The following is a 26,019-nucleotide window of genomic DNA, read 5'->3' as shown; positions in this document are numbered from 1 at the left end:
TGGGTGGGTGCGAGACCCGTCGGGTTACGCCCTTTGGGCTAACCCGACCTACAGTTTGCGGCTTTTTCACCGTCGGGGGTGGCGCAGGGCCATGACAGCCAGACCCATCCACCGGTTCTCTCACCGCGGGCTCAGGTCCAGCCCGGCAGCGGCTGCACCGTCACCATCTCGCCTTCGGCCACTGGACCCCGGTCGTGTTCCAGCACGATGAGGCAGTCGGCCTGGCTCATGGAGTGCAGGATGCCCGAGCCCTGTCGGCCGGTAACCTCCACACGAAGCCGGCCCTGTGCGTCCGGCTGCAGTCGCCCACGCTGGAATTCGGTTCGCCCCGGCACCTTCCTCAGTGCGTGGACGCAGGGGACCTCGAAGGTCAGGGGATTCCGGGGCGCCAGCCCGGCGATGCGCTCCAGGGCCGGGCGGACGAAGCGCACGAAGGTCACCATCGCTGCGACCGGGTTGCCCGGCAGGCCGAAAAAAAGGGTTCCCGGACCCAGCGTGCCGAAGGCCAGCGGGCGGCCGGGCTTGATCGCGATCTTCCAGAAGCTCACCTCGCCCAGTTCCTCCAGAACTCGCTTCACATGGTCGGCCTCGCCGACGGAAACGCCACCGGTGCTGATCACGATGTCCCCGCTGCGCGTCGACTCTTCTAGGACCTGCCGCAGCCGTTTCGGATCGTCCGGGACGATGCCGAGATCCAGCGTGTCGACCGGATGACCGTCCAGCAGGCCTCTCAGGCTGTACCGGTTGCTGTCGTAGATCTGTCCGCTGCGGGGAACATCACCCAACGGGCACAGTTCGTCGCCGGTGGAAAAAAGGACCACTCGGGGACGACGAAAGACCCGGGCGTCGGCAATCCCCAGCGACGCGATCAGTCCCAGATCGGCCGGCTTGATACGGCGACCCCTTTCCAGGACTACGGAGCCAGCCCTCAGGTCCTCGCCGCAACGGCGGATGTTCTGCCCATGCCGGTGTCCCGGGTTCAGGTACACGAGGCCATCCCGTTCCGAGGCCTGCTCCTGGATCACGACGGCGTCGGCTCCTTCGGGAACCGGGGCCCCGGTCATGATCCGCACGCACTCTCCAACCTGGAGAGCATGCCCGTAGGGGCTCCCTGCCAATGCGCGTCCCGCCAGACGCAAGACCGTGCCCTCGGTTTCGGACACGTCCTGCAGGCGCAGCGCATAGCCATCCATGGCCGAATTGTCCCGGGGTGGTACATCCAGTGGCGCGATGACGTCTTCCGCCAGGACGCGCCCATGAGCGGCTGTCAGCGGCACGGATTCCGCCTCGGAAACGCGTACGCACTGTGCGAGGATGCGCGACAGCGCGGTTGCTTCGTGAAGCAGGCCGGGTTCTCCGGCATCGAGACAACTGGGCGCGGTTTCTATGATTCCGGACATGGCACGACCTGGTCTAGGGCTGCTTCCCGTGGGTGGCGCGATGGGCGGGCGGGCGCCCGCATGCGAAACACATCGTTGTCCGTGTGCGTTTCATGACGTGGCATCCGCGATCACCCGCTGCTCGAGTTCCAGGCGCTCCTCTGGGGTGTTGACGTTGACGAAGGCCTCGGGGTGATCGGAGAGGTCGGTTGCAACCATCCGGTGCTGCGCATACCAGGTGTCGATCTTGCGGCCGCCCTGGTCCAGGAAGGCGCGCAGATGCGGGAGCAGCGAGCAGTTGAGCAGCGCGATCACCGGCTGCAGACGCTGGCCGTCATGCGCCACGGCAATCTCGGCGGATTCCGAGAGAACGGACTGATACAGCCGTTCCACGAGATCTTGGGGCAGCAACGGACTGTCGCAGGGCACGACCGCCAGCCAAGGCTGCTTCGCGGCCATCATTGCGGTGAGCATGCCGGCGAGCGGTCCGGAGTAGTCGCCGATCACGTCGGGAATCACGCGGTGTCCGTAGAGCCCATAGCGTTCTGCGTTGCGGTTCGCATTGATCAAAACCTCGTCCACCTGAGGTCGGATCCGCTCCAGTACGTGCTCCACCATCGGACGGCCCGCGAGGGAGATCAGGCCCTTGTCCTCCCCCCCCATCCGGCGGGCACGGCCCCCCGCAAGGATCAAACCCGCGATCGCGTCACGCTTCCTGCCAGCCTGCTGCACTTCCATCCACGCCTCCAATAGCCGTCGCCGCGTATGTCGTGATCCCGGCTGCGTCAGGGTGACTCCGTCAGCCGGCTTCACTGTAACCCTGCAGCAAGCGCTGATCCATTTCCGTCAAGGCGTCTGGGCTCCGGCCGCATGGTTCCGGGACCCTGTGCGCCATGGTCTGACGCCGAAGGGTCGAACTGGAAGACGGTGCTGATGAAACGCTTATGGCTGGATTTTTGAACCGCTATAGGCCATAAAAGCCTAGCAGGGTACGGTGGAAATAGGACATTTTGACGTGGGCTTATCGTAAAACATAGGTCAAAATGATACGGTTTCAGGGGATTCGAACCATTGTTCGTCCCCTGCCAGGAGGTACCGATGTACCCACCCATGGAACCATCACGAAGCAAGGGGCCCGCAGATGAGCGGTAATCTGCACGCACGGCAGCCTCTGCCCCCGAGCGGGCAAGCGCAGGCAGCCGGCTCGGCGCTCGGTTCCATCCTGATCGTGAATCCCGAGAATATCCCGGCGCAGAATCTCGGTCGCAGACTCAGCCGCCGTTTCGCCCTGGTGGAACTCGCAAGCTCCATCGAACAGGCCGAAAGGCTGCGCCAGCGGTGTGAATTCGACCTGCTGATCATCGATACGCGCCTGCCCGACGGCTCCGCCATGGCATGGGTCGAGTCGTTGCGCGAGCAGGGCGTCGGGGCTGAGGTCATCCTGGTGGCTGCGGATGCCGACGTGGAGACGGCCATTGCAGGGATACGCGCCGGTGCCGCGGATTTTCTCCTGAAACCGCTCGACCTTGAGCAGCTGGATTCGATCGTCGACCGCTGCTTCGCGCGTCGGATGGCTGCGCGCACCGATGTCCCGACCGCGGGGTCGGCGAGCATGGAACCGGCGCAGGACCCGGTGGTCGCGTATTGCGAGATGGTGAAACCCGTCTGTGCGGTGATCAGGCGCGTCGGGCCGACCCCTGCGACTGTACTGGTGCTGGGTGAGTCGGGTACCGGAAAGGAGGTGGCGGCGCGTGCGCTGCATGCCTTCAGCGGCCGGAACGGCAGCTTCGTACCGATCAATTGCGGTGCGATTTCGCCCGAACTGCTGGAGAGCGAACTTTTCGGACATGCCAAGGGGGCCTTCACGGGGGCGCACCAGGCGCGCGAGGGTCTGTTCACCTATGCCAATGGCGGGACGCTATTTCTGGACGAGATCGCGGAGATGCCGCTGAGCATGCAAAGCAAGCTCCTGCGGGTCCTCGATGATCAGAAGATCCGGCCCGTGGGCAGCAATCGCGAGGTCTCGGTCGACGTGCGGATCGTCGCGGCAACGCATCGGGATCTGGCGGAGGCGGTGCGGGCCGGAAGGTTTCGGGAAGACCTGTTCTACCGGATCAACGTGCTGACCATTCGCATGCCGGGACTGCGGGAACGGCAGGAGGATATTCCGACTCTGGCGATCTACTTCATCAGAAATCTTGCGGACGAGTTGTCGCTGCCCCCGATCCCGCTGAGCGAGGAGGATATCCGCGCGCTCAGGGCCTATCCCTGGCCCGGCAACGTGCGCGAGTTCCGCAACGTGATTGAGCGGGCGGTACTGCTTGGTCAGTCACCGGCCCGTTGCCTGCAGGACCTCGGCCATGAGGGCGCGCCGGCGAGCGAATCCACGGGGGCTGCTGCGGTTCCCGGTGCGCCGCTGACGTTGGCCAGCCTGGAAAAGCAGCACATCCTCGCGGTGCTCGATGCCTGTGGCGGCAACAAGTCCGAGGTGGCGCGCAAGCTGGAGGTCTCCCGCAAGACGCTGGATCGAAAGCTACAGCAATGGGGTCAATCCCGCGATCGAGACTGAAGATCTGCGACGCCGTCCCTGCGCCGGGAGCAGGGGTCAGGGGTCCTGAATATCGACACCGAAGATCTTGAAATGGTCGTGGTCGATCTCCGTGGGTGCCGTCCAGCGCCGGAAATCCTCGCTGAACTCCCGGCCGTCGAAGCTGCGGCTTACCGCGATCACGCTGCCGACGGGGTGGTCGCAGAGCCCCTGGGCAAAGGCCACCTCCTCGCGGGCCGCCGGCAGCGCGGCGGCCACATCCGGTGCACCGAAGGCCTCGACCAGATGTTCCGCGAGCGCACGCGTCACCTGTTCCAGCTCCGCGCGATCGATTTCCGCCACCGTGACCAGGGTCGTCCAGCCGAAGCTGCCGATCCCCAGGAAGCCGTTGGCGAAGGCCTGCCGGCGTGCACCGGAAAGACCTTCCAGTGGTTCATCCCAGAAATGGAAACTGCCGGGCACCGCCCATTCCCCCGGCGTGGCCACCGGGTCATAGATCCGGGCGTCGGAGTCGTCGAGCTGCAGAACCCGCAGCAACTTGTCACTACTCATGAGCACCATCTTGCATCGGTTTTCCCTGCCGTGATCGTACCACTCCAGCAAGGGGCTGCGTTGTTCGAAAGGTTACCGAAAACCACCAGGCCATTCGTTGCCCTGATGATCACCCAAGCGCCGCGGAGGTCAGATTTGTGTTGTTTCAGGCGGTCCGGCTGTAGGAGGCCAGCCCCTGGCCGATGGGTTTTCCGGCCCCGGATCGGCGAGGAGGCTCGCCTCCTACGTGGGGCGGCCACCCATTTTCATAAAAGCACCAGAAGCCAGATCACCCCGGCATGGACAAAAGACAGCAGCACGGCAGCCGACCCCATGTCCTTGGCCCGGGCCGAGAGCTCGTGCCACTCTTCACCGAAACGGTCGATCGCCGCCTCGATCCCCGAGTTCAGCAGTTCCACGATCAGGATCAGGAAGAGGCTGCCAATCAGCAGCGCCCGCTCCAGACCGACATCGGTCAGCAGGAATGCGGCGGGAATCAGGACCAGGCACAGCAGGAGTTCCTGCCGGAAGGCCTCTTCGTGCTTGAAGGTCGAGCGGAGCCCGTTCCAGGAATAGCCGAAGGCCTTGATGACCCGGGTCAGTCCGCGGTGATTACTGTGTGCCATGTTATGGAGGTCCGGACGATGGGTTGGAACGCGGCGCTCCGAGAGACGCCGCCCTGGGGTGCATGCCCTGGTGTCCCAGGTGTCTCAGCGCGGTTGCGGCATTCGGTCAAAGCGAATGGGCAACCTGCTCGACGAGTTCCACCAGCCGGTTTGCGTAGCCCCACTCGTTGTCATACCAGGCCAGGATCTTCACCTGCGTGCCGTCGATCACCATGGTCGAGGGTGCGTCGACGATCGCCGAGCGTGGGTCCGTTCGGTAATCGGCCGAGACCAGCGGACGTTCCTCGTACCCGAGGATGCCGGCCAGGGGGCCTTGCGAGGCGGCCGCCAGCAGCAGTCCGTTGACCTCCTCGACCGTGGTGGGCCGCGCCGCCTCGAAGGTGAAGTCGGTGAGCGAGGCATTCATCAACGGCACCCGCACCGCGTGCCCGTTCAGGCGACCCTCGAGTTCGGGAAAGATGTCGCCGATGGCCTTGGCCGATCCGGTCGTCGTGGGAATCAGGGAGATTCCGGCGGCACGGGCCCGGCGCAGGTCCGCGTGTGGTCGATCCACCGGCGACTGGGTGTTGGTCATGTCGTGGACCGTGAGGATCGCGCCGTGGCGAATGCCGATGGCGTCATGCAGGACCTTGACGATCGGCGCGAGGCAGTTGGTGGTGCAGGATGCCGCGGTCACCAACCGATGCTGGTCGGGTTGATACAGGTGCGCATTCACGCCCACGACGACGTTCAGGGCCTCGGGATCCTTGACGGGAGCGGCGACGACGACCTTTTTCACTCCCGCCGCGAAGTAGGGTTCCAGCGTTTCGAGGGTGCGGAAACGGCCGCTGGATTCGATCACGAGGTCGATGGCCGCATCGCCCCAGGGAACCGCGCCGGGAGTGTCATGGCTGCTGTGTGCAATCCACTGTCCGTCGATTCCGACCTGATCCGGTGTGCCCTGTATGGCATGAGGCCAGCGTCCGTGCACCGAATCGAACTCCAGCAGATGTGCCGAAACCGTTCCGTCACCGTTTTTCTCGTTGATCAGCCCGAACGCGAGGCCCTGCAGGCCCCAGGCAGCGCGCAGTGCGAGCCGCCCGATTCGTCCGAAACCGTTGATGCCTATCCGCACTGTCATCATCATCTCCGGAAAAAGGAACAGTGTCACAATACTGCATGACAGTTCGGTTACGTTGCCAGTGCGACCGCCAGGACACCCAGCGCCATCGATTCCAGCAACACCAGGCCCTGGGTCTCCGTGCGCGAGGTGAGCACGAAGACGTTCCCGGCACGGCAGCAGTCGAGCAGTTCATGCTCGCGATCGAGATACCCGACGAACAACAGGTTCTGCCCGTTGTGAAACAGTCAGGTACCAGGCGGACCGGCAGTGCGCCCGAAGCGGCGCCGTCGTGGGTTCGCCTGAGGCCACCACGGGCGGAAACAGGTGCCGTGGCTGGACCGGCGCTGCTCACACTTCGGCCTGACTCGAAGCAGGAATCCGCGATGCCGCTGAGCGAGGTGGGTTCCTGTCTGATCCTGGATCCCCGAGGGACCGAGCTCATCGAGGCCCATCACAGCCGAGAGGGCTGCGGACGTTCGGTCGCTGGCCGGCGGGCCGGGATCAGGCCAGCAGCAGCGGCGCCAGGGAGACGGAAGTGCCGGCGACCAGAGCACCGATCACCGCGCCGGCCAGTACGTCGCTGGGATAATGCAGGCCCAGCACCGGGCGGGAAATCGCCACCAATGCCGCGAACGGCACCACCACCCAGAACCACTGGGGCAGATGGCTCAGCAGGACGATCGAGAAGGCCACCGCGTGCAGGGTGTGGCCCGAAGGGAAGCTGTATTCATCCAGCGGTGGGACCCTGCGGATGATGTGGTCGCTGACCATGAACGGCCGTGGGCGGCTGGTGCGCGCCTTGAGCCACTTGTAGATCGTGAGACCCACGGCTCCGGTGACTGCCATGTGCAGGCTGACGGCCAGGGTGCCCAGGCCGTGCAGCAGCGGTAGCAGCAGCATCAGGGTATACCAGAACACCCCGTCGCCGAGGCGGCTGATGAGCGCAAAGGCGCGGCCTACGTACTCGCGGCGGTTGGCGCGGTTGAGCAGCCTGCAAAGAGAGAGATCCCATGCCCGCATGCGGGCGAGAGACGGTGAAGGGGGCGTGAGCATCGAGTCAGCCATGTTCAGTCTCCAGACATTGCTCCAGGAAGCCTTCGTAACGTTCGAAGATGCGTGACCAGTCGATCTCCAGAGCGCTCTCCCGGGCCGCCGCGCCGAGACGGGCCGTCTGCAACCGGTCGATGGCCAGTTCTGTGACGGCTTCGACGAACCCGGCGTCGTTTGTGCAACCTGCGGTCCGCCCGTTGCGGCCATCGACGATGTGTTCACGGGCCGCCGCGTAATCGAACGCCACCACCGCCAGACCACTGGCCATCGCTTCCAGGGTGACGTTTCCGAAGGTCTCGCTGAGGCTGGGGAAGACGAAGATGTCGGCCGAGGCGTAGTGATCCGCCAGTGCCCGGCCGGTCTGCATGCCGGCGAAATGGACGCCCGAGTGCGCGGCCGCGGTGGCGGCCCGGGCGGGGCCGTCGCCGACGACCACCATGCGGGTACCCGGAACCCGATCGCGCGCACATTCGTAGGCCTGCAAGGCCAGCGGCAGGTTCTTTTCCGGGGCGATACGGCTGACCATCAGCAGCACCGGGTCATCCGGGCCGGCGCCCCAGGAGGCGCGAAGTTCCGAGCGGCGGTAGTGGGGATGAAACAGCTCGGTGTCGACCCCGCGTGAGAGTACGTCCACGCGTTCGAAGCCCTGCCGGATCATGTTCTCGGCGAGGGTCCGGGTCGGCACGAGGGTCAGCAGGGTCCGGTTGTGCAGGGTACGCAGGTACCGCAGGGCAATGGGCTTGAACAACCCCAGGCCATAATGGGCCGTGTATTGGTGAAAATTGGTATGGAAGTCGCTGACGACCGCAATGCCGAGGGCGTTGGCCGCGCGGACCGCGGACCAGCCCAGGGGTCCCTCGGTGATGACGTGCACCACATCGGGTCGCTTGGCCCGCCAGAGGTTCTTCAGCCTGCCTACCGATGGCAGGCCCATGCGCAACTCGTGATAGCGGGGCAGGGGGACGCTCGGCAGCAGCAGGGTGTCGACCCCGGGGATGGCCGTGCCCTGGTCCCGAGGGCCCTGGCGGACCCGGATCAGGGTCACGCGATGCCGCCGACCCAGCCAGTCCACCAGGCGGTGGACGGTCATGGCCACCCCGTTGACCTCGGGCGGCCAGGTCTCCGTGACGACGGCGACGCGCAGGCGCCGCTCCGGTTCCTGCTCGGCCAGCGGCGCCTCGTCGCGCAGTTGCAGCATGCGGGTATTCATGCGTGCACTGTGCGCCCGCGCCTTGTCAACGGTGTGACGGCGGGATGATGAATCGGTTACATGGCGGGATCAGCTTGCGCGGCGGGTGGTTCCGTTGCCATAACGGCGTTCGATGTAGGCCTCGACCCGGGCCTGGAATTCTTCGGCGATGTGGTCGCCCTTCAGGGTCACGGTCTTTTCGCCATCCTCGTACACCGGGGCCACCGGCACCTCGCCCGTGCCGGGCAGGCTGATACCGATGTTTGCATGGCGGCTCTCGCCGGGGCCATTCACCACGCAGCCCATCACCGCGACGGTCATCTCCTCGACACCGGGGTAGTGCTGCTTCCACGTCGGCATTTGGTGCCGGATGAAGCTCTGGATATCCTGCGCCAGGTGCTGAAAGTAATCGCTGGAGGTGCGCCCGCAGCCCGGGCAGGCGACCACCGAGGGCAGGAAGCTGCGCAGACCCAGGCTCTGCAGGATTTCCTGGGCGACGATCACCTCCTGGGTGCGGTCACCACCGGGTTCGGGGGTCAGGGAGATGCGGATGGTGTCGCCGATGCCCTGCTGCAGCAGCACCGCCAGGGCTGCGGTGGACGCGACGATGCCCTTGGTGCCCATGCCCGCCTCGGTCAGTCCGAGGTGCAGGGGGTAGTCGCAGCGTGCGGCGAGGTCGGTGTAGACGCGGATCAGGGACTGCACCCCGCTGACCTTGGCCGACAGGACGATGTGGTCGTGGGGCAGGCCCAAAGCCTCGGCCTGCGCCGCACTCTCCAGCGCCGATGCGATCAGGGCCTCGCGGGTCACGTCTTCCAGCGGCTGCGGATCCTGCCGCGCGGCGTTGGCGTCGAGCAGGCGCGCCAGAACGGCCGGGTCCAGGCTGCCCCAGTTCACCCCGATGCGGACCGGCTTGTCGTAGCGGCAGGCGACTTCGATCATGGACTCGAACTGCTTGTCCCGCTTCGAACCTTTGCCCACGTTGCCGGGGTTGATCCGCAGCTTGGCCAGCGCCTCGGCGCAGGCCGGGTGTCTGCTGAGCAGCTTGTGTCCATTGAAGTGGAAGTCCCCGACCAGCGGCACGTCCAGGCCCATCTTCTCGAGGCGCTCGCGGATTTCGGGGACGGCCGCGGCGGCCTCCTCGGTGTTCACCGTGATCCGCACCAGCTCCGATCCGGCCCGCGCCAGCTCGGCGACCTGGATCGCGGTGCGCACCGGGTCCGCCGTGTCGGTATTCGTCATCGACTGCACCACGATGGGGGCGGTGCCGCCGACGGTCACGTGACCGACGCGGACGGCCGTGGTCCGATGGCGAACGATGTCTGCATTCATGGGAGGGGCGCTGTGCAGTGATTCATCCCGCTATTCTTGCCGCCTGCCCGCGGTACGGCAAGAAGCCCCGTGTTTACGGTAGCCGGTTGTGGTGCAAGTCACGGTTCAGTTCCGTAGGTCGGGTTAGCGTAGCGTAACCCGACGTGCCTGGGTGCCGGGGACGACGCTGCTTTGCACCATGGGCGGGTGCGAGACCCGTCGGGTTACGCCCTTTGGGCTAACCCGACCTACAGTGTGCGGCGTTTCATCGTCAGGGGTGCCACGCGTCCGGGCGCATGGCAGTCAGGTCAATTCAGCTGCAGGATCGCGGTGGCCACGCCGAAATAGATGACGATCCCGACCACGTCCACCACCGATGTGATCAGCGGCGCGCTGGCGGTTGCGGGGTCGAGGCGGAGACGCGTCAGCAGGAAGGGCAGGGTCATACCGAACAACGACCCGAACACCACCACGAGGAACATCGCGATCGCGATTGCGTTCGCCACCTCCAGATTGCCCAGCCAGTTGCCGGTGAGCCAGATGGCCGCCGCCATCGACAGCCCCAGAGTGACCGAGACCAGAATCTCCTTCGACCCCAGCCGGAACCAGTCGCGGATCTGGATGTCCCCCGTGGCGAGCGCGCGCACCATCAGCGTCGAAGCCTGGGCGCCGGCGTTGCCGCCGGTCGCAATCACCATCGGCAGGAAGAAGACCAGCGCCACCACCGCCTCGATCGAGGTCTCGAAGAATGCGATCGCGGCGCCGGAAAGGATATTCACGGCTACGAGGATCACCAGCCAGCCGATGCGCTTGCGATAAAGCAGCCTCATGGTGGCGTCGCGCATCGACAGTGGCAGATCCCCCACCGCCGCCATGCGGTGGAAATCCTCGGTGGTCTCGTCGCGAATGATGTCGAGCACGTCGTCCACGGTGATGATGCCGAGGATCACACCGCGCTCATCGACCACCGGCAGGACGTCCAGATCGTAGTGGCTGATGCGCTTCGCTGCCTCTTCCTGATCCTCGTGCGCTTCGATACTGACGATATCGGTGCGCAGAGCCGATCCCACGATCGACCTTGGCCGACTCAGCAGCAGATCCTTCAGGCGCATCCAGCCCAGCAGCTGACCCTCGGGAGATACGGCGAAGATGGTGTTGACCGTCTCGGCGATCTCGCTGTGCTCGCGCAGGTGGTCCAGCGCCTCGGCTACCGTCCACTCCGGCTGCACGGTTACGAACTCGGGCGTCATGATGCGCCCGGCACTCTCCTCGGGATAGGCAAGCAGCGCGGTGAGCGCCTCCTGGTCATCCTGCGGCAGCGCGCCCAGGATGGCCTCGGCGTGTTCGTCCCTGAGTTCGTCCAGAACCGCCGCCGCATCGTCGTAGGACAACTCGCCAATCAGCCGTATGGCCTCGTCGTGTCCGAGGTTCTCCAGCAGCAGTGTCTGGTGCTCGGTCGGAAGGTGGGCGTAGACATCGGCAGCGCGTGCGTGATCCAACCGCTGGAACAGGCTGTGCCAGTGATGGCGCGGCAGTTCGCCCAGGGCCTGCGCGATATCCTGGGCTGCATGCGCATCGATCAGCTCCGGCAGGTTCTCGGTGGCACCCTGCTCCAGCGCGCTGCGGAGCAGATCCGCAAGTGTCGGCTGTTCGTCGATGGTTGCGCTCATGGCGTTGCCTGATCAGGTTCCGGTAATCGTGATGTTGAAGATCGCGACAGCCAGCGCGAAGTAGATGAGGATACCGAAGATATCCGCGAGCGAGGTGACCAGCGGCACACTGGCCGTTGCCGGATCCAGCTTGAAACGGGTCAGGATGATCGGCAGCAGCATGCCGACCACGCTGGCCGCGGCGACGATCAGGGTCATCGCGACCGCCACCAGCAGGGCGAGCTCGAATCCCCCGCGCCACAGGCCGATCAGCGACACGGCCATGCCCATGGTCACTCCCAGCGAGACCGAGACGCCGATTTCCTTGCCCCACAGTTTCAGCCAGTCGCGCGCGGTGACCTCGCCCGTCGCGATCGCGCGTACCATCAGGGTGGAACTCTGGGCGCCGGCGTTGCCGCCCGACGCGATGATCAGCGGCAGGAAGAACACCAGCGCCACCAGCGCCTCGATCGCCTCCTCGTAACGGGAGATCACGTAGCCGCCCATCGCATTGAAGGCGACCAGGACCAGCAGCCAGCCGACACGCTTACGGTAGAGCAGGAAGGGGCTGGCGCTCTGCAGGCTCAGGTTCAGGTTGCCGACGGAGCCCATCTTGTGGAAGTCCTCGGTGGATTCCGCCTCCAGCAGGTCGACCACGTCGTCGACGGTGACGACCCCGAGCAGCACCCCGTCTTCGCCGACCACGGGCAATGTCTCGAGATCGTAGTGCTGGATGCGGCGGGCGGCCTCGATCGGATCGTCCAGCACCGAGACCGATACCGGCGGGCTCTCTTCGAGCAGGCTGGAAACCGGGTCCTCGGCGCGGCCCCGCAGGAAGTGCCGGATGGGCACCGCTGCCAGCAGCCGGCGCTCGCCGTCGACCACGAAGATCACGTTGTTGGAGTGTTCGTCGGCATTGCGGCGGATGAAGGCCAGTGCCCGCTTCATGCTCCAGTCGGGCTCCACCGCGACCACATCCGAGGACATCACGCGCCCGACGGAGTTCTCGGGGTAGTTCAGCTGCTTCAGTGCGCGCCGGATCGCGCGGAAGGGCAGCAGGCGCAGGTACTCCCGGAGTTGTTCCTCCCCCAGCGACTGGAGCAGCGCGGTCAGGTCGTCGGTGTCCATCTCCGAGAGCAGGAATCGCGCATCGGCCCGCGGTGTGGTGTCGAGCAGTCGGATCTGGTATTCCGGATCGAGGTAGCCGAAGACATCGGCCTTGCGTCCGGGCGGGAGACGGTTGAAGACCGTGGGCAGGTCCTCGCCACCCAGTTCCATCAGCACCCAGGCGATGTCCTGGACGCGCATGAAGTCGAGGGTCTCCTGCAGCGCGTCGCGATCGTCCAGGCGCAGCAACTCCTGGATCTCGACCACGAACTGTTCCAGATTGTGTTCCATAGCACTCTCCGGGCCGGCCGCGGCGCTGGGCCGGGGCGGTGGTCACGCTGCGGGCAGCGTGTCTTCGGGTTCTGGCTCTGGGACAGTGTGCGGCGTCGGCGTCTGCCGGCGGCACCCGCGACGCCCCCTGGTGGGGCAGGCGAGGTTGCCGGCAGCGTGCTGCAGGCTTCGACGGATCACACGGTAGGCCCGGCCTGTATTCCACATGCCCTGCGGAAGACGACCGAACCGGGGAGGGAAGGTCTGCTACCGCAAGGCGTGGCTAGATCGACAGCGTCGGTTGCGTTTCAAGGCAGATACCCTTGCTGGGGATAACGCGGGAATTGTACCGGAGGACCGCGCCGCGCGAAACTCGAAATACTCCAGCCGCCTGAATTTCGATGGACTGCGGGAGCTTGCTCCCGCTTTTTTGGCGTGAAAGAACCCGACATCGGGGCGAGTTCTGTAGGTCGGGTTAGCGCAGCGTAACCCGACGTGCCGGGGTGCTGTGGACGACGCTGTTTTGCGGCCATGTGTGGGTGCGAGACCCGTCGGGTTACGCCCTTCGGGCTAACCCGACCTACAGTTTGCTATGGAGTGCGGGAGCTTGCTCCCGCTTTGAGTGTATGACGCTCGGCGACCACAAAGCGGCGGCAAGCCGCCGCAATCCGAAAGGGACCCGCACGAGGCCCCAGTGCGGCCGAAGGCCTATGGAGTGCGGGAGCTTGCTCCCGCTTTGAGTGTATGACGCTCGGCGACCACAAAGCGGCGGCAAGCCGCCGCACTCCATAGGTGTTGATTGCGTGGGCCCTGCAGTCGTTGCTGTACTCGCGAGGGTAGACTGGTGTCGAACCAATGGGCCGTGCCAGGGTCCGTGCGAACATAACCCAGCGGAAGGCATCGATGACAACCCCACCCCCCAGCGTCCTCGAATGCCGCTCGCTCGGCTTCTCCTACCGTGGGGCGGCGGGAGCCACCGCGGTGCTGCAGGAAGTCGACCTGAACCTGCAGACCGGGGAGCGCGTCGCCATCGTCGGCGAGAGCGGTAGCGGCAAATCCACGCTGCTGCATCTGGCGGCCGGCCTCGAAACGCCTAGTACCGGGCAGGTCCGGGTCAACGGCACGGAACTGGGTTCCCTGTCGGAACGCGAGCGCACACTGCTTCGGCGTCGGGAGCTGGGCATCGTGTTCCAGGCGTTCCACCTGATCCCCACCCTGACGGCCCTGGAAAACGTGGCGCTGCCGCTGGAGCTTGCGGGCAGCGCGCGTGGCCGGGAGGCGCGCGACCGCGCAGGTGCGCAGCTCGCCAGTGTGGGCCTGAGCGGCAAGGCGGACCGGTACCCGGAACAGCTCTCCGGCGGTGAACAGCAACGCGTCGCGATCGGCCGCGCGCTGGTGCACCAGCCGGCGCTGATCCTGGCCGACGAGCCCACCGGAAATCTCGATTCCGCCACCGGTGAATCCGTCTTCCGCCTGCTGCTCGAGCAGGTCGCGGCTACCGGCTCGGCACTCCTGATGGTCACGCACAGTGCTGCACTGGCCGAACGGCTGGATCGCACCGTGCGCATGGTCGATGGCCGCCTGCTGGCTCAGGACGAAGCGACCGCGGGCGGGTCGCCTGCGGCAGGGCCGACGGCGTGAGACTGCTGCTGCGCGCCTGGCTCAGGGACTGGACCCGGCATCCCCTGCAGCGCTTGCTGACCATCATCGGCGTGATCATCGCCGTGGCGGTGGTACTGGCGGTGGATCTGGCCAATCAGTCCGCCCAGCGTGCCTTCGACCGCTCGATGATCGAGGTCGCGGGGGCCGCCACACACCAGGTGCTGGGGCCGGTGGATGGCTTCCCGGATCGCCATTATCGCGATCTGCGCCTCGGCGGCTGGCGGGATCTGGCACCGATCGTCGAGGGTCCGCTGCGACTGGAAACCGGGGAAACCATCTACCTGCTGGGAGTCGATCCTCTGGCGGAGGCCCCGTTCCGTGAGATGGCCGCGGGCTTCGGCTCCGTACCGGTGCAGCGCCTGCTGACCGAGCCGGGGACCGTGCTGGTGCCGCCGCGGTGGCTCGCGGCGCAGGAAACCATGGAGGATGAGTCGCGGTTCACCCTGCGCACACCCGCTGGTCCGCAGACCGTGACCGCCATTGCCGCTCCCGACGCGGACGCGGAAGGGCAGCTCTGGGTTACGGATATCGCCACCGCGCAGGTGCTTCTGGACCGCGTCGGCCTGCTGGATCGGATCGACGCCCGGCTGGAGGAACCCGGGCAGGCCGAGGCCTTGGAGGTTCTGCTGCCGACGGGGCTGGAACTGGTGCCGGTCGCCGCCCGGGATGCCGCCGCACGGGAACTGGCGCAGGCCTTTCGGATCAACCTCACCGCGATGAGCCTGCTGGCCCTGCTGATCGCCGCCTTCCTGATCTACAACACACAGACTTTCTCGGTGCTGCGCCGGCTCGAGGTACTCGCGAGCCTGCGCCTGCTCGGCGTGAGCCGGGAGCAGGTCGTCGGTGTCGTGCTGTTCGAGGCCCTGTTGGTGGGATTGATCGGAACCGTGCTGGGTGCGCTGGCCGGGATCTGGCTGGCTCAGGGTCTGGTGGGGCAGGTCGCGCGCACGGTCTCCGATCACTTCTTCGTGGTGGCGGTCACGGCCGTGGAACCGCGGCCGCTGGCCCTGGCGGCGATGGTGGCGCTGGGCGTCGGCCTGTCGCTGCTGGCGGCACTTGCCCCGGCCTGGGAGGCGGCCCGCGGGCGGGGGATGGGCACCTCGGGACGCGCGGCGCTGGAACAGCGGGCCCACGGTCTGACCGGCCTCCTCTTCGTAGCCGGCGTGCTGGCGCTCCTGCTGGGAGCCGCGATCGCCGCGCTGGGTCTGGGGGCGCTGGTCGGAGGTTTCGTGGCGCTGTTCCTGATGATCACCGGTTTCCTGCTCCTCCTGCCTCGTTTTCTTGCGGCGGGCCTGCGCTGGCTCGGCGGGCCGTTGGCGGAGCGCTTCGACTGGCCGTTGCCGCGCCTGGCGGGGCGCAGCCTGGAACGCAGTCTCTCGCGCAGCGGCCCCGCGGTGGTCGCCCTGACGCTGGCGCTGGCGGCAGCGATCGGGGTCAGCGTGCTGGTCGGAAGCTTTCGCGTGAGCGTTTCGGTCTGGCTGGGCCAGACACTCACCTCGGACGTTTACGTGGTCGCCGCCAGCCCGGCTTCCGCGCGCGGTTCCGCCTGGCTGCCGGGCCACTGGGCCGAGACCATGGCTTCCTGGCCGGAGGTGGACACGGTCAGCACCGGAGCCACGATGGATGCGGTCTCGGGGCGGGGTCTGATCCAGCTGTTCCTGGTGCGCCCGCACCCGGACTGGCTGGAGCACCTGCCGCTGGTGGAGGGGAATGCAGCCGGTCTGGATGCGCTCCTGCGTGATACGGATACAGTCCTGATGACCGAGAGTTTCGCCGCGCACCAGGATCTTCGCGTCGGCGATCGCCTGGAGATCACCATCCCGCAGGGCCGCCGTTCCTTTGCGATCGCCGGTGTCTACCGCGACTACAGCAACCCCGGCGGCACGGTATTGATGCGCGCCGAGCGTTATCACGGCGGCCCGGCGCCCGGCTTCGGCTCAATGGGCCTGCGCACCGCCGACGGGGTTCCGCTGGAGACCCTGGAGGCTCGGATCGAGGCCTGGCTGCAGGACCAGGACACGCCGGCACTGGTCACGCGTCCGGATGCGATCGAGACCGAATCCATGGCCATCTTCGACCGGACCTTCGCGATCACGCACCTGCTGCGGCTGATCACGCTGCTGGTGGCCTTCGTCGCGATCCTGAGCGCACTGGTCGCCCTGCAGATGGAGCGCGCGCGGGAGTATGCGGTCCTGCGCAGCACCGGGCTGCTGCCCTCGGGTGTATCGCGCCTGGTTTTCCTGCAGGGTGCGCTGCTGGGCCTCTTTGCAGCGCTGGCGGCGATCCCGCTGGGCCTGGGCATGGGCTGGGTGCTGATCGAGGTGATCAACCGCGAGGCCTTCGGCTGGCGCATGGACGTGCTGCTGCCGGGCATTCCGCTGGCAGAGAATCTCTTTCTCGGCCTCGGAGCCGCGCTGCTCGCTTCGATCTACCCGGCCTGGCGGCTGGCGCGAATGCCGCTGGTGCCAGCCCTGCGGCTGAACGAATGAGGGGGCGTCGGGCCCCCTTGGAAACGCCCCTGGTCGGGTGGGCGCGTGTTTTAGAGCCGCTTGAGGTATTCGAGCACGGCGCGCCGCTCCTGATCACTCAGGTCATCGCCGAAGGTGTGCCCCCCGTTGCCGTATCCCTCCAGCGTGGTGTCGTAGATCCACTTCGCTTCCTCGGCGTCCGGCGCGCCGTCCTTGCCATGCTCCAGCGGGTCGAAGCGCCAACCGAGGGCATGCTGATCGTACTCTCGCGGTTCCTGTCGCAGTCGCCAGTAGGTAGGGCGCTGACTACTGTCCAGCAATGCGGCAATCGTCGGAACGGACCCGTTGTGCAGATAGGGCGCAGTCGCCCAGACGCCGTCCAGGGGTGGCGCCATATAGCCGAGCGCCGGCTTGGCTTCGGCGCCGTCACCGTAAAAAGAACGGTTGAACCAACGCACGAAGCGCTCGGCCGCCACCGCCTGCTGCGCGTATGCCGCGTCGGTGCCGATGGTCTCGAGGTCAATGACGAGATTCGGGTAATGGCGGTCTTCGCCGTACGTCCCGTGGCAGGCTGAGCACGCGCGTTCAAACACCCGTTCGCCCTCTTCGGCGAGTTCCCTATCCAGGGGATAGGGGTACTCGGGGGGCTCCAGGCTGGCGATATAGGCGCGCACGTCGGTGAACCAGGCATCGATCTCGCGGGCTTCCGGCAGGTCGTCCGTGCAGACGAGGGACTTCATCATCATGAAGCGGACGTGATCGCCACGACCCCCTCCGTGATGGAACATGGCTGCCTTGTGCTGCATGCGCCACCATGGCGGTACCTTGGTCGGCAACGGATCCCGTGGCGGCGGCTCCAGCAGGGGTTCGTCATGCCAGGCCAGGGTGCGCGGATCCCGATGCGCCATCAGGGCCATGGTCAGGTTGGGGGCGGGGTTGGGGCCGACGGTGCCGGTGACCATGTATGGGGCGATGGCGCCGATGCGGTCCGCCCACTTGACCCAGGCAGCGGCGGCAGGACCATCTTCGACGAAGGTCCCGAGCATTTCCGCCGTGACCGCCGGATCTCCCGTGAAATCCAGGAACGGATTGCCCAGCCCGACCACCAGTTCGCCATTGAATTCCGAGGCGTGGCAGGTCAGGCAGTTATTGACGACCAGTTCGACACCGTCTGCGTTCACGGTCGAGTTGAACATGTAGGGCAGATCAGCGTTGCGGCCCTCTCGCCCTGGGAGCCGGTGTCGTGGCTCGCCGAAGGCATCACTGGCCACGAAGGCAGAGTAGGGGATGCCGCAGGTGACATACCCGCGATTGACCACCGTTCGGTAGCCGGACTCGGGATCGCCGGGGCGCTGTTCTGTCTGCGGAATCGAGCCCGGATCGGCGATCGCGAACCGGTCCGGAACCGGCGCCTCGCTGCATGCGCTCGCAACGATCAGCGCGAACCCTGCGAGTGCAGCCTTTTTCAGGGGAAGGAGCATGAATTCACCTCAATAGCCGCTCAATTCCAGCCAACCCCAACCTTCGATCGACTGGCCATCACGCATGCCCTCAGCCTGCATCAGTCCGCTCCATACCGGCAAGCGGAAGTCCAGCGGGGCGCGTTGCTGCTCGGTACGCAAGGAAAGGCTGGTTGCGGGTTCGGATGATTGCAGATTCCATTGCAGCGGATAATCCGCGCTGCGTCCGGTGGATGGTTCTAGATCCCGGCCCGAAATCTGCTGCGACCGCCCTTCGGCCGACAGCCACAGGCAGTCACCCAGAGGGATGCCGCCGCCACTCCGGCGTCGCAGTTGCACACAACGTATCGATGTACCGTCGGCGAGCGCAACCCAGAAGCGGTTCAGCGTCATCTGCCCCTGTGCCACGGGCAACCGCCGGCCCCAGGCATGCTCAAGCATGGCCTCGCCCGTGACCTGGCGGGATCCCCCGGCGTTGTGAACGTGTCCCTCGACCCGCTGGCGGGGCCACCAATAGCCGTGCGCGCCCGGTTCAGCGGTTTCGAGCCCGAGCACACCCCTGAACGGGATGGGTTCCGGAGTCTGGGGGAACAGGTTCAGCTCCAGCGAAAAATCGTCCGTGGAGGCGGTCAGGGAGAAGCAGGCACAATCAGGGTCGTGCTTTACGGACCAGTCGTCCAGCCAGATCCTTCCATCCTCGACTCCGCCCAACCCGGCGGCACCGCGGCTGAAGCGTTCTTCTCCCGGCGGCGTGCCGGGCTGTCCTGAGTCCAGGACGAGTTGGGCCCAGAAGATTTCCCGGGTCGACCATGGAGATTCGGTCGCCACGGGTTCGGGCGCCAGCGAAAATCGGTAGATCGCGAGCTTGAAACCCAGCGAAGTACCGTCCGCGTCATCCAGAAGCCCCGTGTATAGCCAATATTCTCCGAACTGCTCGGGATGGCTGCCATGATCTTCCGGGAACTCATAGTCCCATTCGCCGGGAGGATCGGAAAACCTTTGGGCAATCTCAGTCAGACCCTCGATGGCAGGGCCCCCCTCAGCCTCCTGGCGGACCGGGCTGGAATTCCATAGGCTCATCCAGAGCAGCAGGAAAGCCAGGATGACGCCGAGGGCGATCCAGACGCGCATCAAGGGTCCCTGTCGCTGAGGAAATGGGCACCGCGCACAACCGGGAAGCCCCTGTAACGACATACCGGCTCGGTACATCCGGTATGGGAAGGATTCAGGCGGCGCTCCTGGTGCGTACTCTCAACCTCTGTCCTGATGATCACGAAAGCTCCGCAGCCCGTCCTGTCATGCACAACGCACTCTCGCCATGAGCCTTCCCCCGTAGGAGGCGAGCCCTCTCGCCGATCGAGCGCCGGAAAACCCATCGGCCAGGGGCTGGCGTCCTACATCCGCGCCCGTTGAAACAACACCAATCTGACCACCGGCGGAGCTTTTGTGATAATCAGGACTTCTGTTGACTCCCGGAGCGCCCGAGGGTTTCCTGCCAGACATGAACGGGTTCGTGCAAAGGCCCTCAATCACCCGCCGCCGCGCAGGGTGCCAATGAGTGCAGCGCAGTGCGCCGGTCTGGCGTGGGCGCAAGCGAGAACGCGGAAACCCCGGTTCGGCGTTGGCGCCCGGATGTCACCAGTCCAGTTCGTCCAGCGAGTGGGCGTCGTCGAGGTCGTCGTGAAGGCGGTTGCGCAGCGCCCGCTGCTCCAGCAGGCGCTCCAGTGAGCGCCGGGCAGCCAGCGGGTTGACCAGTGGACGCGGCGCAGTGCTCACTTCCGGAAGGTCGTCTTCGAAGTCGGTAGACAGGTCGTCGGTCAGGTTCATGTTCAGGGATCTCTCAAAATTTCGTGGATTTTCTGCCCTTATAAGCGTTTGCTCATAGAGTGCAAGCAGAAAAAACTTATATGGCATTAACTGAGTTTATTACTCAGGAATCTGCTCTCCTCGGCGAACTTGCCCTGGAGCCGCAAGTCTGAGATGGACTCGTCGATTTCTTGAATCCCTGAGAGAGGCCGCCCCATGTTGATTCGCAGACACGTCCGGTCGGAACCGAGAGCCAGCGAGATCACCCCCAGGGAGGTCTACCTCGCGCGTCGAGATTTCATGCGCGGCGGTCTTGCCCTCGGGGCCGGCCTGCTGTTGCCAGGTCTGGTCCAGGCCCGGAGCGGCAATGGACTGAACTTCTCCCCGGGTCCTTTCTCCACCGACGAGCCGAAGACCCCCTGGGAAGACGTGACCACCTACAACAACTTCTATGAACTGGGCACCGGCAAGTCCGACCCGTCACGCAACGCCGACATGCTTCGCACCGAACCCTGGTCGGTGGTCGTCGACGGTGCCTGTGCCAACCCGGGACGTTATGCGCTCGAGGACTTCCTGAAGCCCCACTCGTTGGAGGAGCGCATCTACCGCCTGCGCTGCGTCGAGGGCTGGTCGATGGTGATCCCCTGGGTCGGTTTCGAACTGAACCAGGTGTTGAAACACGCGGAACCCACGGGATCGGCTCGCTACGTGGCCTTCGAGACGATACTCGATCCCGAGAATCTGCCCGGCCAGCGCCGCCCGGTACTGCAGTGGCCCTACACGGAAGGGCTGCGGCTGGACGAGGCCATGCATCCCCTGACGATCCTTGCCGTCGGGCTTTATGGCGAGGAGCTTCCGAACCAGAACGGCGCGCCGCTGCGGCTGGTCGTGCCCTGGAAATACGGTTTCAAGAGCATCAAGTCGATCGTGCGCATCACCCTGGCCGAGGAGGAGCCGCCGACGGCCTGGAACCAGTCGCAGCCGAATGAATACGGCTTCTACAGCAACGTGAACCCCGATGTGGCCCATCCGCGCTGGTCGCAGCGCACCGAACGCCGGATTGGCGAGTTCCGGCGCCGCCGCACCGAGATGTTCAACGGCTACGGCGACGAGGTCGCGGACCTCTACGCCGGAATGGATCTGAAGAAGCACTTCTGAGCCGTTGCGCGATGACCTGCGTCCTGCGAGCGTTTTACGCGCGGCAAGCGTGCCGGGAAGCCTGGAGCCGGTGAGCCGCGCCTCGCCGGCGACCCGCGTCCGGGGAGTGCGGCGCGCCAGGGACCAGCGTTGGCCGCGCATTCTTTGGTGGATGGTCCTGTCTGCCGGTCTCATGCCGGCGCTGTGGCTCGGTGCAAGGACGGCGGGCGCCTTTGGCGGCCTCGGGGTCAACCCGATCGAAACACTCCTCACGGATTCGGGGACCTTCAGCATCATCTTCCTCCTGCTGGCGCTGTCGGTGACTCCGCTGCGGCGCCTCACCGGCCTGGCCCCGATCCTGCGACTGCGGCGCATGCTCGGTCTGCTGGCGTTCGGCTACGCCACCGCGCACTTCCTGATCTGGCTGGGGGTGGATCTCTTCTTCGACTGGCAGCTGATCATCGAGGACCTGACCACCCGGCCGTTCGTGATGGCCGGTTTTGCCGCCTGGATCATCCTTGTGCTGCTCGCGGCCACCTCCACCCGCGGCGCGATGACTCTGCTGAAGCGTAACTGGACCCGGCTGCACCGTCTGGTGTACCTGGCGGGGATCCTGGGGGTCGTGCACATCGTCTGGCTGACCCGGGCCGACTACCGTGAGGCCACTCTCTATGCCCTGGCCCTCGTCATGCTGTTGGGGATGCGCCTTTACTGGGCCCTGCGTACTCCGCGTAAAATCCGCGGCGAGCCCGCGCGAAATGGGGCGGGCTGATCGGCACGCCTATACTTGAGGGCATACTCAGTATGCTGGAGAAAATCGTGGCCCATTTTACCTTGGAATTGCATCCGCGCGCGCCGGAGAATCCGGAACGCCAGCGGGTATCGGTTCATGCTGAAGGCGATCTGCCGGAGTACGGACAGGTCTGGGTGTGGGACATGCTCTACGCCCAGCAGCTCTTTGCGCTGGGCGACAGTCCGCTCGCCGGGGAGCTGCGCGAGACCCTGGAACTCTGGGCGGTGAATATGTCCAGCAAGGTCTTCCAGCCGTGGGACCACATCCGCCTGAAGGGACACCTGAGGCTGTCGGAGGACCTCGAACTGGTCAGGCCGGTGCCCGGTGAGGATTCTGCCGCGCCGGAACCCGGACAGATCATCGATCTGCAGGTCGACGGTGCCGCGGGCGATCTGCCTCGAATCCGGGTGAGCCCCGACATCCTCCCGCACGAGGCGCGCTATGCGCTCGTGCTGGCGATGGCGCAGTACTTCATCGCCCAGAACGACATGTTTGCCCGGGAGTTGCCCATTCACCTGCTCGCATTCCGCAAGTACCACGCCGACATCAACCTGCCGCAGACCGCGGCGGCGGCCGAAGAGGCCCCGTTCTACGCGATCCAGAAGGCGATGGAGTACTTCCAGAGCGCCGGCGGCGCACAATGAACCTCCGCAGCTACCTGCACTTGGCCCGGAGGCACGCATGAAGACCGTCTACACCGCGGCAGACCCGATCATGGCGGGTTTCATCGAGGGGGTGCTGCAGAACGCCGGCATCCGGGCCCACGTGATGCAGGCCGGCCTGTACGGCGCCGCCGGTGAGATCCCGCCGAACGAATGCTGGGCCCGCGTCGTCGTGGTGCACCCCGAGCAGGCGGAACAGGCGCGCGCGGTGATCAAGGAATACCTCGAGGGCGAAGCCGACCCAGACGCGCGCGAGTGGAAGTGCCCCCGCTGCGGGGAACGGATCGAGGGCCAGTTCACCCAATGCTGGAGCTGCGGCTACGAGCGCGAGCCTCCGGCCCTGCGCTGATCCCGAAATGCCCCAGATGCCCGCTCAATCTGTTCCTATGGAGTGCGGGAACCTCCCGCTACGCGAGGCGCGGACGGTCCGTCGGGGCAAAGCGGCGGCAAGCCGCCGCACTCCATATCGGGAGCTTCTGCCTGCCTCCGGGGCGGCCATGGGCTCGGCGGCCCCATGTGAAGTGCGGGAGCTCGCTCCCGCTTTGGTGTGCTTGGCTCACCCACGAGTCCCCGCCAGCCGCAAGCCATGACCAAGCCACCAACCGACCCGCTCGCGGAAACCACGCTAGCCTCCGAAGAAGTCTTCGACGGTGTGCTGCTGAAGGTCCGCCGGGATCGGGTGCGGCTTCCCGACGGAAACACCGCGATCCGGGAGTGCATCCGTCACCCGGGAGCGGTGTTGATCCTGGCCCAGCGCGACGACGGCCGCATTCTCTTCGTCCGGCAGTTTCGCTACCCGGTGGGACAGCCGCTGCTCGAACTCCCGGCCGGTCGGATCGATCCCGGCGAGTCCCTGTTGGACTGCGCCCGGCGCGAACTTGTCGAGGAGACCGGTTTCGAGGCACGGGACTGGCAACGTCTGGGCATGATCCATCCCTGCGTCGGCTACTCCGATGAACGGATCGAGATCTTTCTGGCGCGCGACCTGATCGACGTTGGCGCCCGCCCGGACGCCGATGAGTTCCTGGAGATCCTTCACCTCGGCATCGACGAGGCCGAACAGGCTGCGCGCGACGGGCGCATCACCGATGCCAAGACGGTCTGCGCCCTGTTCCTGGGTCTGCCTCACCTAAGCTCCTGATCCTCGTTCGTGAACGTCCGTTTACCCACGCTCCGCCAAACCCAAAGGGTCGCGCAGATCCATCCTTGGTCGGTGTTTCCGAAGCGGCAGCCCCTATGGAGTGCGGCGGCTTGCCGCCGCTTTCGGGGACTGGGCTGAAGCCCCAACGCAGCAAAGCCGCAGCCGCTTCCCGCGCTCCAGAATTGCGCTGATTCAGAAATCGTCCCGGACGTTCACGCGATCGGTCTTGAAGCCATAGATCGTCTGCACCAGGGCCGGCGCCGCAGTGCCCTCGAACCAGGCGGCGGAGCACCAGGGGTATTGGTTCGCCACCGGAACAACTCCATGCTTCACGGGGTTCTGGTGGACATAGTTCAGCCGGGCGAAGTAGGCGCCTTGGTAAGTGAGTCGCGTGTCCCAGTAGTTGTGCCAGACCCTCCGGTTGCCGGCATGGTCGTGATGATTGATCGCAATCGCGGTGCGCGAGTGCAGTTCTCGCAGAAACGGGCGCAGGCTACCCGCGTCTGCAGGTGCCGCTGCCACGAAGTGATAGTGGTTTGGAAACACCGCCCATGCCTCGAGTCGCCAGGAATGTTTGTCGGCGATCACGAGCAAGGCGTCGTGCAACATTCGCAGCGGGGCACCAACACGGAAGATTGGGTGTTTGCGCCAAGTGCCCGCGGTCACCATGTAGATTCCAGTGTCCTGGAGGTGATGAGGCGGTGCGTGTGGCCAGGGTGGAGAGCGTCGGGCGTGGGTGCCGTCGTTTACGTCGGCTGGGAATTTCACTACGTCTGCTTTGTCCAGGCTCATGTTCAGGCGTCCTTGCCTTGTTCTTGCCAGCGTTGAATATATCGAGGTTTAGGACGCTCGTGAAGCCGGTTTCGGCTCAGGGTCCCCTATGGAGTGCGGCGGCTTGCCGCCGCTGTGCGGAGCTGGGTCATCCCGACACCGAATAGCGGCGGCAAGCCGCCGCACTCCATAGGGGTTCCCCTCATCCTTCGCGGTGGCACGTTCCGAGGCCATGGGGAATCAGAGGAGGGATAGCTGGCCGTTGGGGGAGGGCGCTCGGAAGAGATCGGTGCGCAGTTCGGGGAGGCGGTTGTTCAGGCCCAGGCGCTGACGGGCGAGGCGGAAGCGGCGTTGGATGATCGTGGCGTACGGGCCCTCGCCGGTCATGCGCTTGCCGAAGCTGGCGTCGTACAGGGCTCCGCCGCGCATTTCGCGCAGGCGATTCAGCACGTGGCTTGCCTTCAGGGGATGGTGAGCCTCGAGCCATTCCGGGAACAGCTCGGCGAGTTCGTGCGGGAGGCGCAGCATCACGTAGCCGGCGGAACGTGCCCCGGCCTTGGCAGCCGCCGCCAGGATCGCCTCCAGTTCGGCGTCGGTCAGGACGGGGATCACCGGCGCGACAAGTACGGCAGTGGGTACGCCGGCCTCGTTCAGGCGGCGCAGGGTCTCCAGGCGCCGCTGTGGGGTGGCGGCACGGGGCTCCATCTGCCGCGCGAGGCTGCGGTCCAAGGTGGTGATCGACACGGCCACATGGGCGAGGCCCTCCCGCCCCATCCCGGCGAGCAGATCCAGGTCCCGCTCCACCAGCGCCGACTTGGTCACGATGCTGACCGGGTGGCGGGTCTCGTGGAGTACCTCCAGCAGTTCGCGTGTCACCCGCAGTTCGCGTTCCACCGGCTGGTAGCCATCGGTATTGATGCCCAGTGCGATCGGGCTGCAGCGATAGCCGCTGCGGGACAGTTCCTTGCGCAGCAGTTCCGCCGCGCCGCGTTTCGCAAACAGGCGCGTCTCGAAATCCAGACCGGGGGACAGGCCAAGGTAGGCGTGGCTGGGCCGCGCAAAGCAGTACACGCAGCCGTGCTCGCAGCCGCGGTAGGGATTGATGGACTGCTCGAACGGGACATCCGGCGAGTCGTTGCGGCTTATCACGCTGCGCGCGGTGTCGACGCCAACGGTGGTGCGCAGCGGTGGCAGTTCCTCGTCGTCAAGATGCCAGCCGTCGTACACCACCTCGCGGCGCGTGGGTTCGAAGCGCCCGTCGCGGTTGCTGACCGCGCCGCGCCCCTTCGTTGGTCCGGGCGGGTTGATCATTGCGTGCGCAGGTTCCTCAAAGGACCAGGCGGACCGGCTCCAGAGC

Annotated in this window: 23 protein-coding genes and 1 pseudogene; 8 read left to right on the top strand and 16 right to left on the bottom strand. The window is 65.8% G+C overall.

Annotated features, from left to right (window positions below):
* Positions 1–131: 131 nt before the first annotated feature.
* Together glp and mobA are read right to left on the bottom strand one after the other, a co-directional pair.
* Positions 132–1,400, bottom strand: a complete 1,269-nt coding sequence (glp, locus tag EA346_RS09275) for a gephyrin-like molybdotransferase Glp (RefSeq protein ID WP_296757847.1) — start codon at positions 1,398–1,400, stop codon at positions 132–134.
* A 90-nt stretch (positions 1,401–1,490) separates the two neighbouring features.
* Positions 1,491–2,117, bottom strand: coding sequence for a molybdenum cofactor guanylyltransferase MobA (gene mobA / locus EA346_RS09270; protein ID WP_296757845.1), 627 nt, complete (start codon positions 2,115–2,117; stop codon positions 1,491–1,493).
* Positions 2,118–2,520: 403 nt separating this feature from the next.
* On the opposite strand from mobA, the gene EA346_RS09265 reads away from it, so the two are divergent.
* A complete protein-coding gene (locus EA346_RS09265; RefSeq protein ID WP_296757842.1) occupies positions 2,521–3,948 on the top strand; it encodes a sigma-54 dependent transcriptional regulator in 1,428 nt (475 codons plus the stop codon).
* Between the two features lie 36 nt (positions 3,949–3,984).
* Here the strand turns inward: EA346_RS09265 and EA346_RS09260 are convergent, their stop codons facing one another.
* The 9 genes and pseudogenes from EA346_RS09260 to mgtE (EA346_RS09220) form a co-directional block, all read right to left on the bottom strand.
* Positions 3,985–4,479, bottom strand: coding sequence for a DUF6505 family protein (locus EA346_RS09260; protein WP_296757841.1), 495 nt, complete (start codon positions 4,477–4,479; stop codon positions 3,985–3,987).
* A 245-nt stretch (positions 4,480–4,724) separates the two neighbouring features.
* Positions 4,725–5,084: a diacylglycerol kinase gene (locus EA346_RS09255; protein ID WP_296757839.1), complete on the bottom strand. Its 360-nt coding sequence runs from the start codon at positions 5,082–5,084 to the stop codon at positions 4,725–4,727.
* A 106-nt stretch (positions 5,085–5,190) separates the two neighbouring features.
* Positions 5,191–6,204 carry an ArsJ-associated glyceraldehyde-3-phosphate dehydrogenase gene (locus EA346_RS09250; RefSeq protein WP_296757837.1) on the bottom strand — a complete coding sequence of 338 codons (1,014 nt, stop codon included), beginning with the start codon at positions 6,202–6,204 and terminating at the stop codon, positions 5,191–5,193.
* Positions 6,205–6,260: 56 nt separating this feature from the next.
* Positions 6,261–6,413, bottom strand: a pseudogene (locus EA346_RS09245) (glycosyltransferase); the annotation flags it as partial.
* Between the two features lie 274 nt (positions 6,414–6,687).
* The gene (locus EA346_RS09240) at positions 6,688–7,206 is read right to left on the bottom strand and encodes a phosphatase PAP2 family protein (RefSeq protein ID WP_296757855.1); all 519 of its coding nucleotides are present in this window, start codon (positions 7,204–7,206) and stop codon (positions 6,688–6,690) included.
* Between the two features lie 37 nt (positions 7,207–7,243).
* Positions 7,244–8,446, bottom strand: coding sequence for a glycosyltransferase family 1 protein (locus EA346_RS09235; RefSeq protein WP_296757836.1), 1,203 nt, complete (start codon positions 8,444–8,446; stop codon positions 7,244–7,246).
* Positions 8,447–8,515: 69 nt separating this feature from the next.
* The gene (ispG, locus tag EA346_RS09230) at positions 8,516–9,757 is read right to left on the bottom strand and encodes a flavodoxin-dependent (E)-4-hydroxy-3-methylbut-2-enyl-diphosphate synthase (RefSeq protein WP_296757834.1); all 1,242 of its coding nucleotides are present in this window, start codon (positions 9,755–9,757) and stop codon (positions 8,516–8,518) included.
* A 287-nt stretch (positions 9,758–10,044) separates the two neighbouring features.
* Positions 10,045–11,406, bottom strand: a complete 1,362-nt coding sequence (mgtE, locus tag EA346_RS09225; RefSeq protein WP_296757833.1) for a magnesium transporter — start codon at positions 11,404–11,406, stop codon at positions 10,045–10,047.
* 12 nt (positions 11,407–11,418) lie between these two features.
* Positions 11,419–12,783: a magnesium transporter gene (gene mgtE, locus EA346_RS09220; RefSeq protein WP_296757830.1), complete on the bottom strand. Its 1,365-nt coding sequence runs from the start codon at positions 12,781–12,783 to the stop codon at positions 11,419–11,421.
* 882 nt (positions 12,784–13,665) lie between these two features.
* Between mgtE (EA346_RS09220) and EA346_RS09215 the strand changes: the two genes are divergently transcribed.
* Entirely contained in the window at positions 13,666–14,403 is a 738-nt protein-coding gene (locus EA346_RS09215; protein ID WP_296757828.1) for an ABC transporter ATP-binding protein, read from the top strand.
* The gene (locus EA346_RS09210; RefSeq protein ID WP_296757827.1) at positions 14,400–16,913 is read left to right on the top strand and encodes an FtsX-like permease family protein; all 2,514 of its coding nucleotides are present in this window, start codon (positions 14,400–14,402) and stop codon (positions 16,911–16,913) included. Before EA346_RS09215 ends, EA346_RS09210 begins: the two co-directional genes overlap by 4 nt.
* 50 nt (positions 16,914–16,963) lie before the next feature.
* On the opposite strand, the gene EA346_RS09205 is transcribed toward EA346_RS09210, so the two are convergent.
* The 3 genes from EA346_RS09205 to EA346_RS09195 all read right to left on the bottom strand — a co-directional run bounded on the left by EA346_RS09205 (position 16,964) and on the right by EA346_RS09195 (position 20,179).
* Positions 16,964–18,373: a c-type cytochrome gene (locus tag EA346_RS09205; protein WP_296757824.1), complete on the bottom strand. Its 1,410-nt coding sequence runs from the start codon at positions 18,371–18,373 to the stop codon at positions 16,964–16,966.
* Positions 18,374–18,382: 9 nt separating this feature from the next.
* On the bottom strand, positions 18,383–19,483 hold the full coding sequence (locus tag EA346_RS09200; protein WP_296757823.1) for a lipocalin-like domain-containing protein: 1,101 nt from the start codon (positions 19,481–19,483) through the stop codon (positions 18,383–18,385).
* Between the two features lie 504 nt (positions 19,484–19,987).
* Positions 19,988–20,179 carry a PA3496 family putative envelope integrity protein gene (locus EA346_RS09195; RefSeq protein WP_296757821.1) on the bottom strand — a complete coding sequence of 64 codons (192 nt, stop codon included), beginning with the start codon at positions 20,177–20,179 and terminating at the stop codon, positions 19,988–19,990.
* Positions 20,180–20,374: 195 nt separating this feature from the next.
* Between EA346_RS09195 and msrP the strand changes: the two genes are divergently transcribed.
* From msrP to EA346_RS09170, 5 genes are all read left to right on the top strand, one after another.
* Positions 20,375–21,316 carry a protein-methionine-sulfoxide reductase catalytic subunit MsrP gene (msrP, locus tag EA346_RS09190; RefSeq protein WP_296757820.1) on the top strand — a complete coding sequence of 314 codons (942 nt, stop codon included), beginning with the start codon at positions 20,375–20,377 and terminating at the stop codon, positions 21,314–21,316.
* Between the two features lie 151 nt (positions 21,317–21,467).
* On the top strand, positions 21,468–22,067 hold the full coding sequence (locus tag EA346_RS09185) for a protein-methionine-sulfoxide reductase heme-binding subunit MsrQ (RefSeq protein WP_296757852.1): 600 nt from the start codon (positions 21,468–21,470) through the stop codon (positions 22,065–22,067).
* A gap of 47 nt (positions 22,068–22,114) precedes the next feature.
* A complete protein-coding gene (locus EA346_RS09180; protein ID WP_296757818.1) occupies positions 22,115–22,732 on the top strand; it encodes a hypothetical protein in 618 nt (205 codons plus the stop codon).
* Between the two features lie 37 nt (positions 22,733–22,769).
* On the top strand, positions 22,770–23,099 hold the full coding sequence (locus EA346_RS09175) for a DUF2007 domain-containing protein (protein WP_296757817.1): 330 nt from the start codon (positions 22,770–22,772) through the stop codon (positions 23,097–23,099).
* 237 nt (positions 23,100–23,336) lie between these two features.
* Positions 23,337–23,891, top strand: coding sequence for an NUDIX hydrolase (locus EA346_RS09170; RefSeq protein ID WP_296757815.1), 555 nt, complete (start codon positions 23,337–23,339; stop codon positions 23,889–23,891).
* Between the two features lie 192 nt (positions 23,892–24,083).
* Here the strand turns inward: EA346_RS09170 and EA346_RS09165 are convergent, their stop codons facing one another.
* Together EA346_RS09165 and EA346_RS09160 are read right to left on the bottom strand one after the other, a co-directional pair.
* Positions 24,084–24,500, bottom strand: a complete 417-nt coding sequence (locus tag EA346_RS09165) for a hypothetical protein (RefSeq protein ID WP_366755780.1) — start codon at positions 24,498–24,500, stop codon at positions 24,084–24,086.
* Between the two features lie 402 nt (positions 24,501–24,902).
* Positions 24,903–25,973, bottom strand: a complete 1,071-nt coding sequence (locus EA346_RS09160; protein WP_296757849.1) for a PA0069 family radical SAM protein — start codon at positions 25,971–25,973, stop codon at positions 24,903–24,905.
* Positions 25,974–26,019: the final 46 nt, after the last annotated feature.

The sequence above is a fragment of the Thioalkalivibrio sp. genome, assembly GCF_007692535.1.
Lineage (GTDB): Bacteria > Pseudomonadota > Gammaproteobacteria > Ectothiorhodospirales > Ectothiorhodospiraceae > Thioalkalivibrio.
This window is presented reverse-complemented; position numbering and strand designations above follow the sequence as displayed.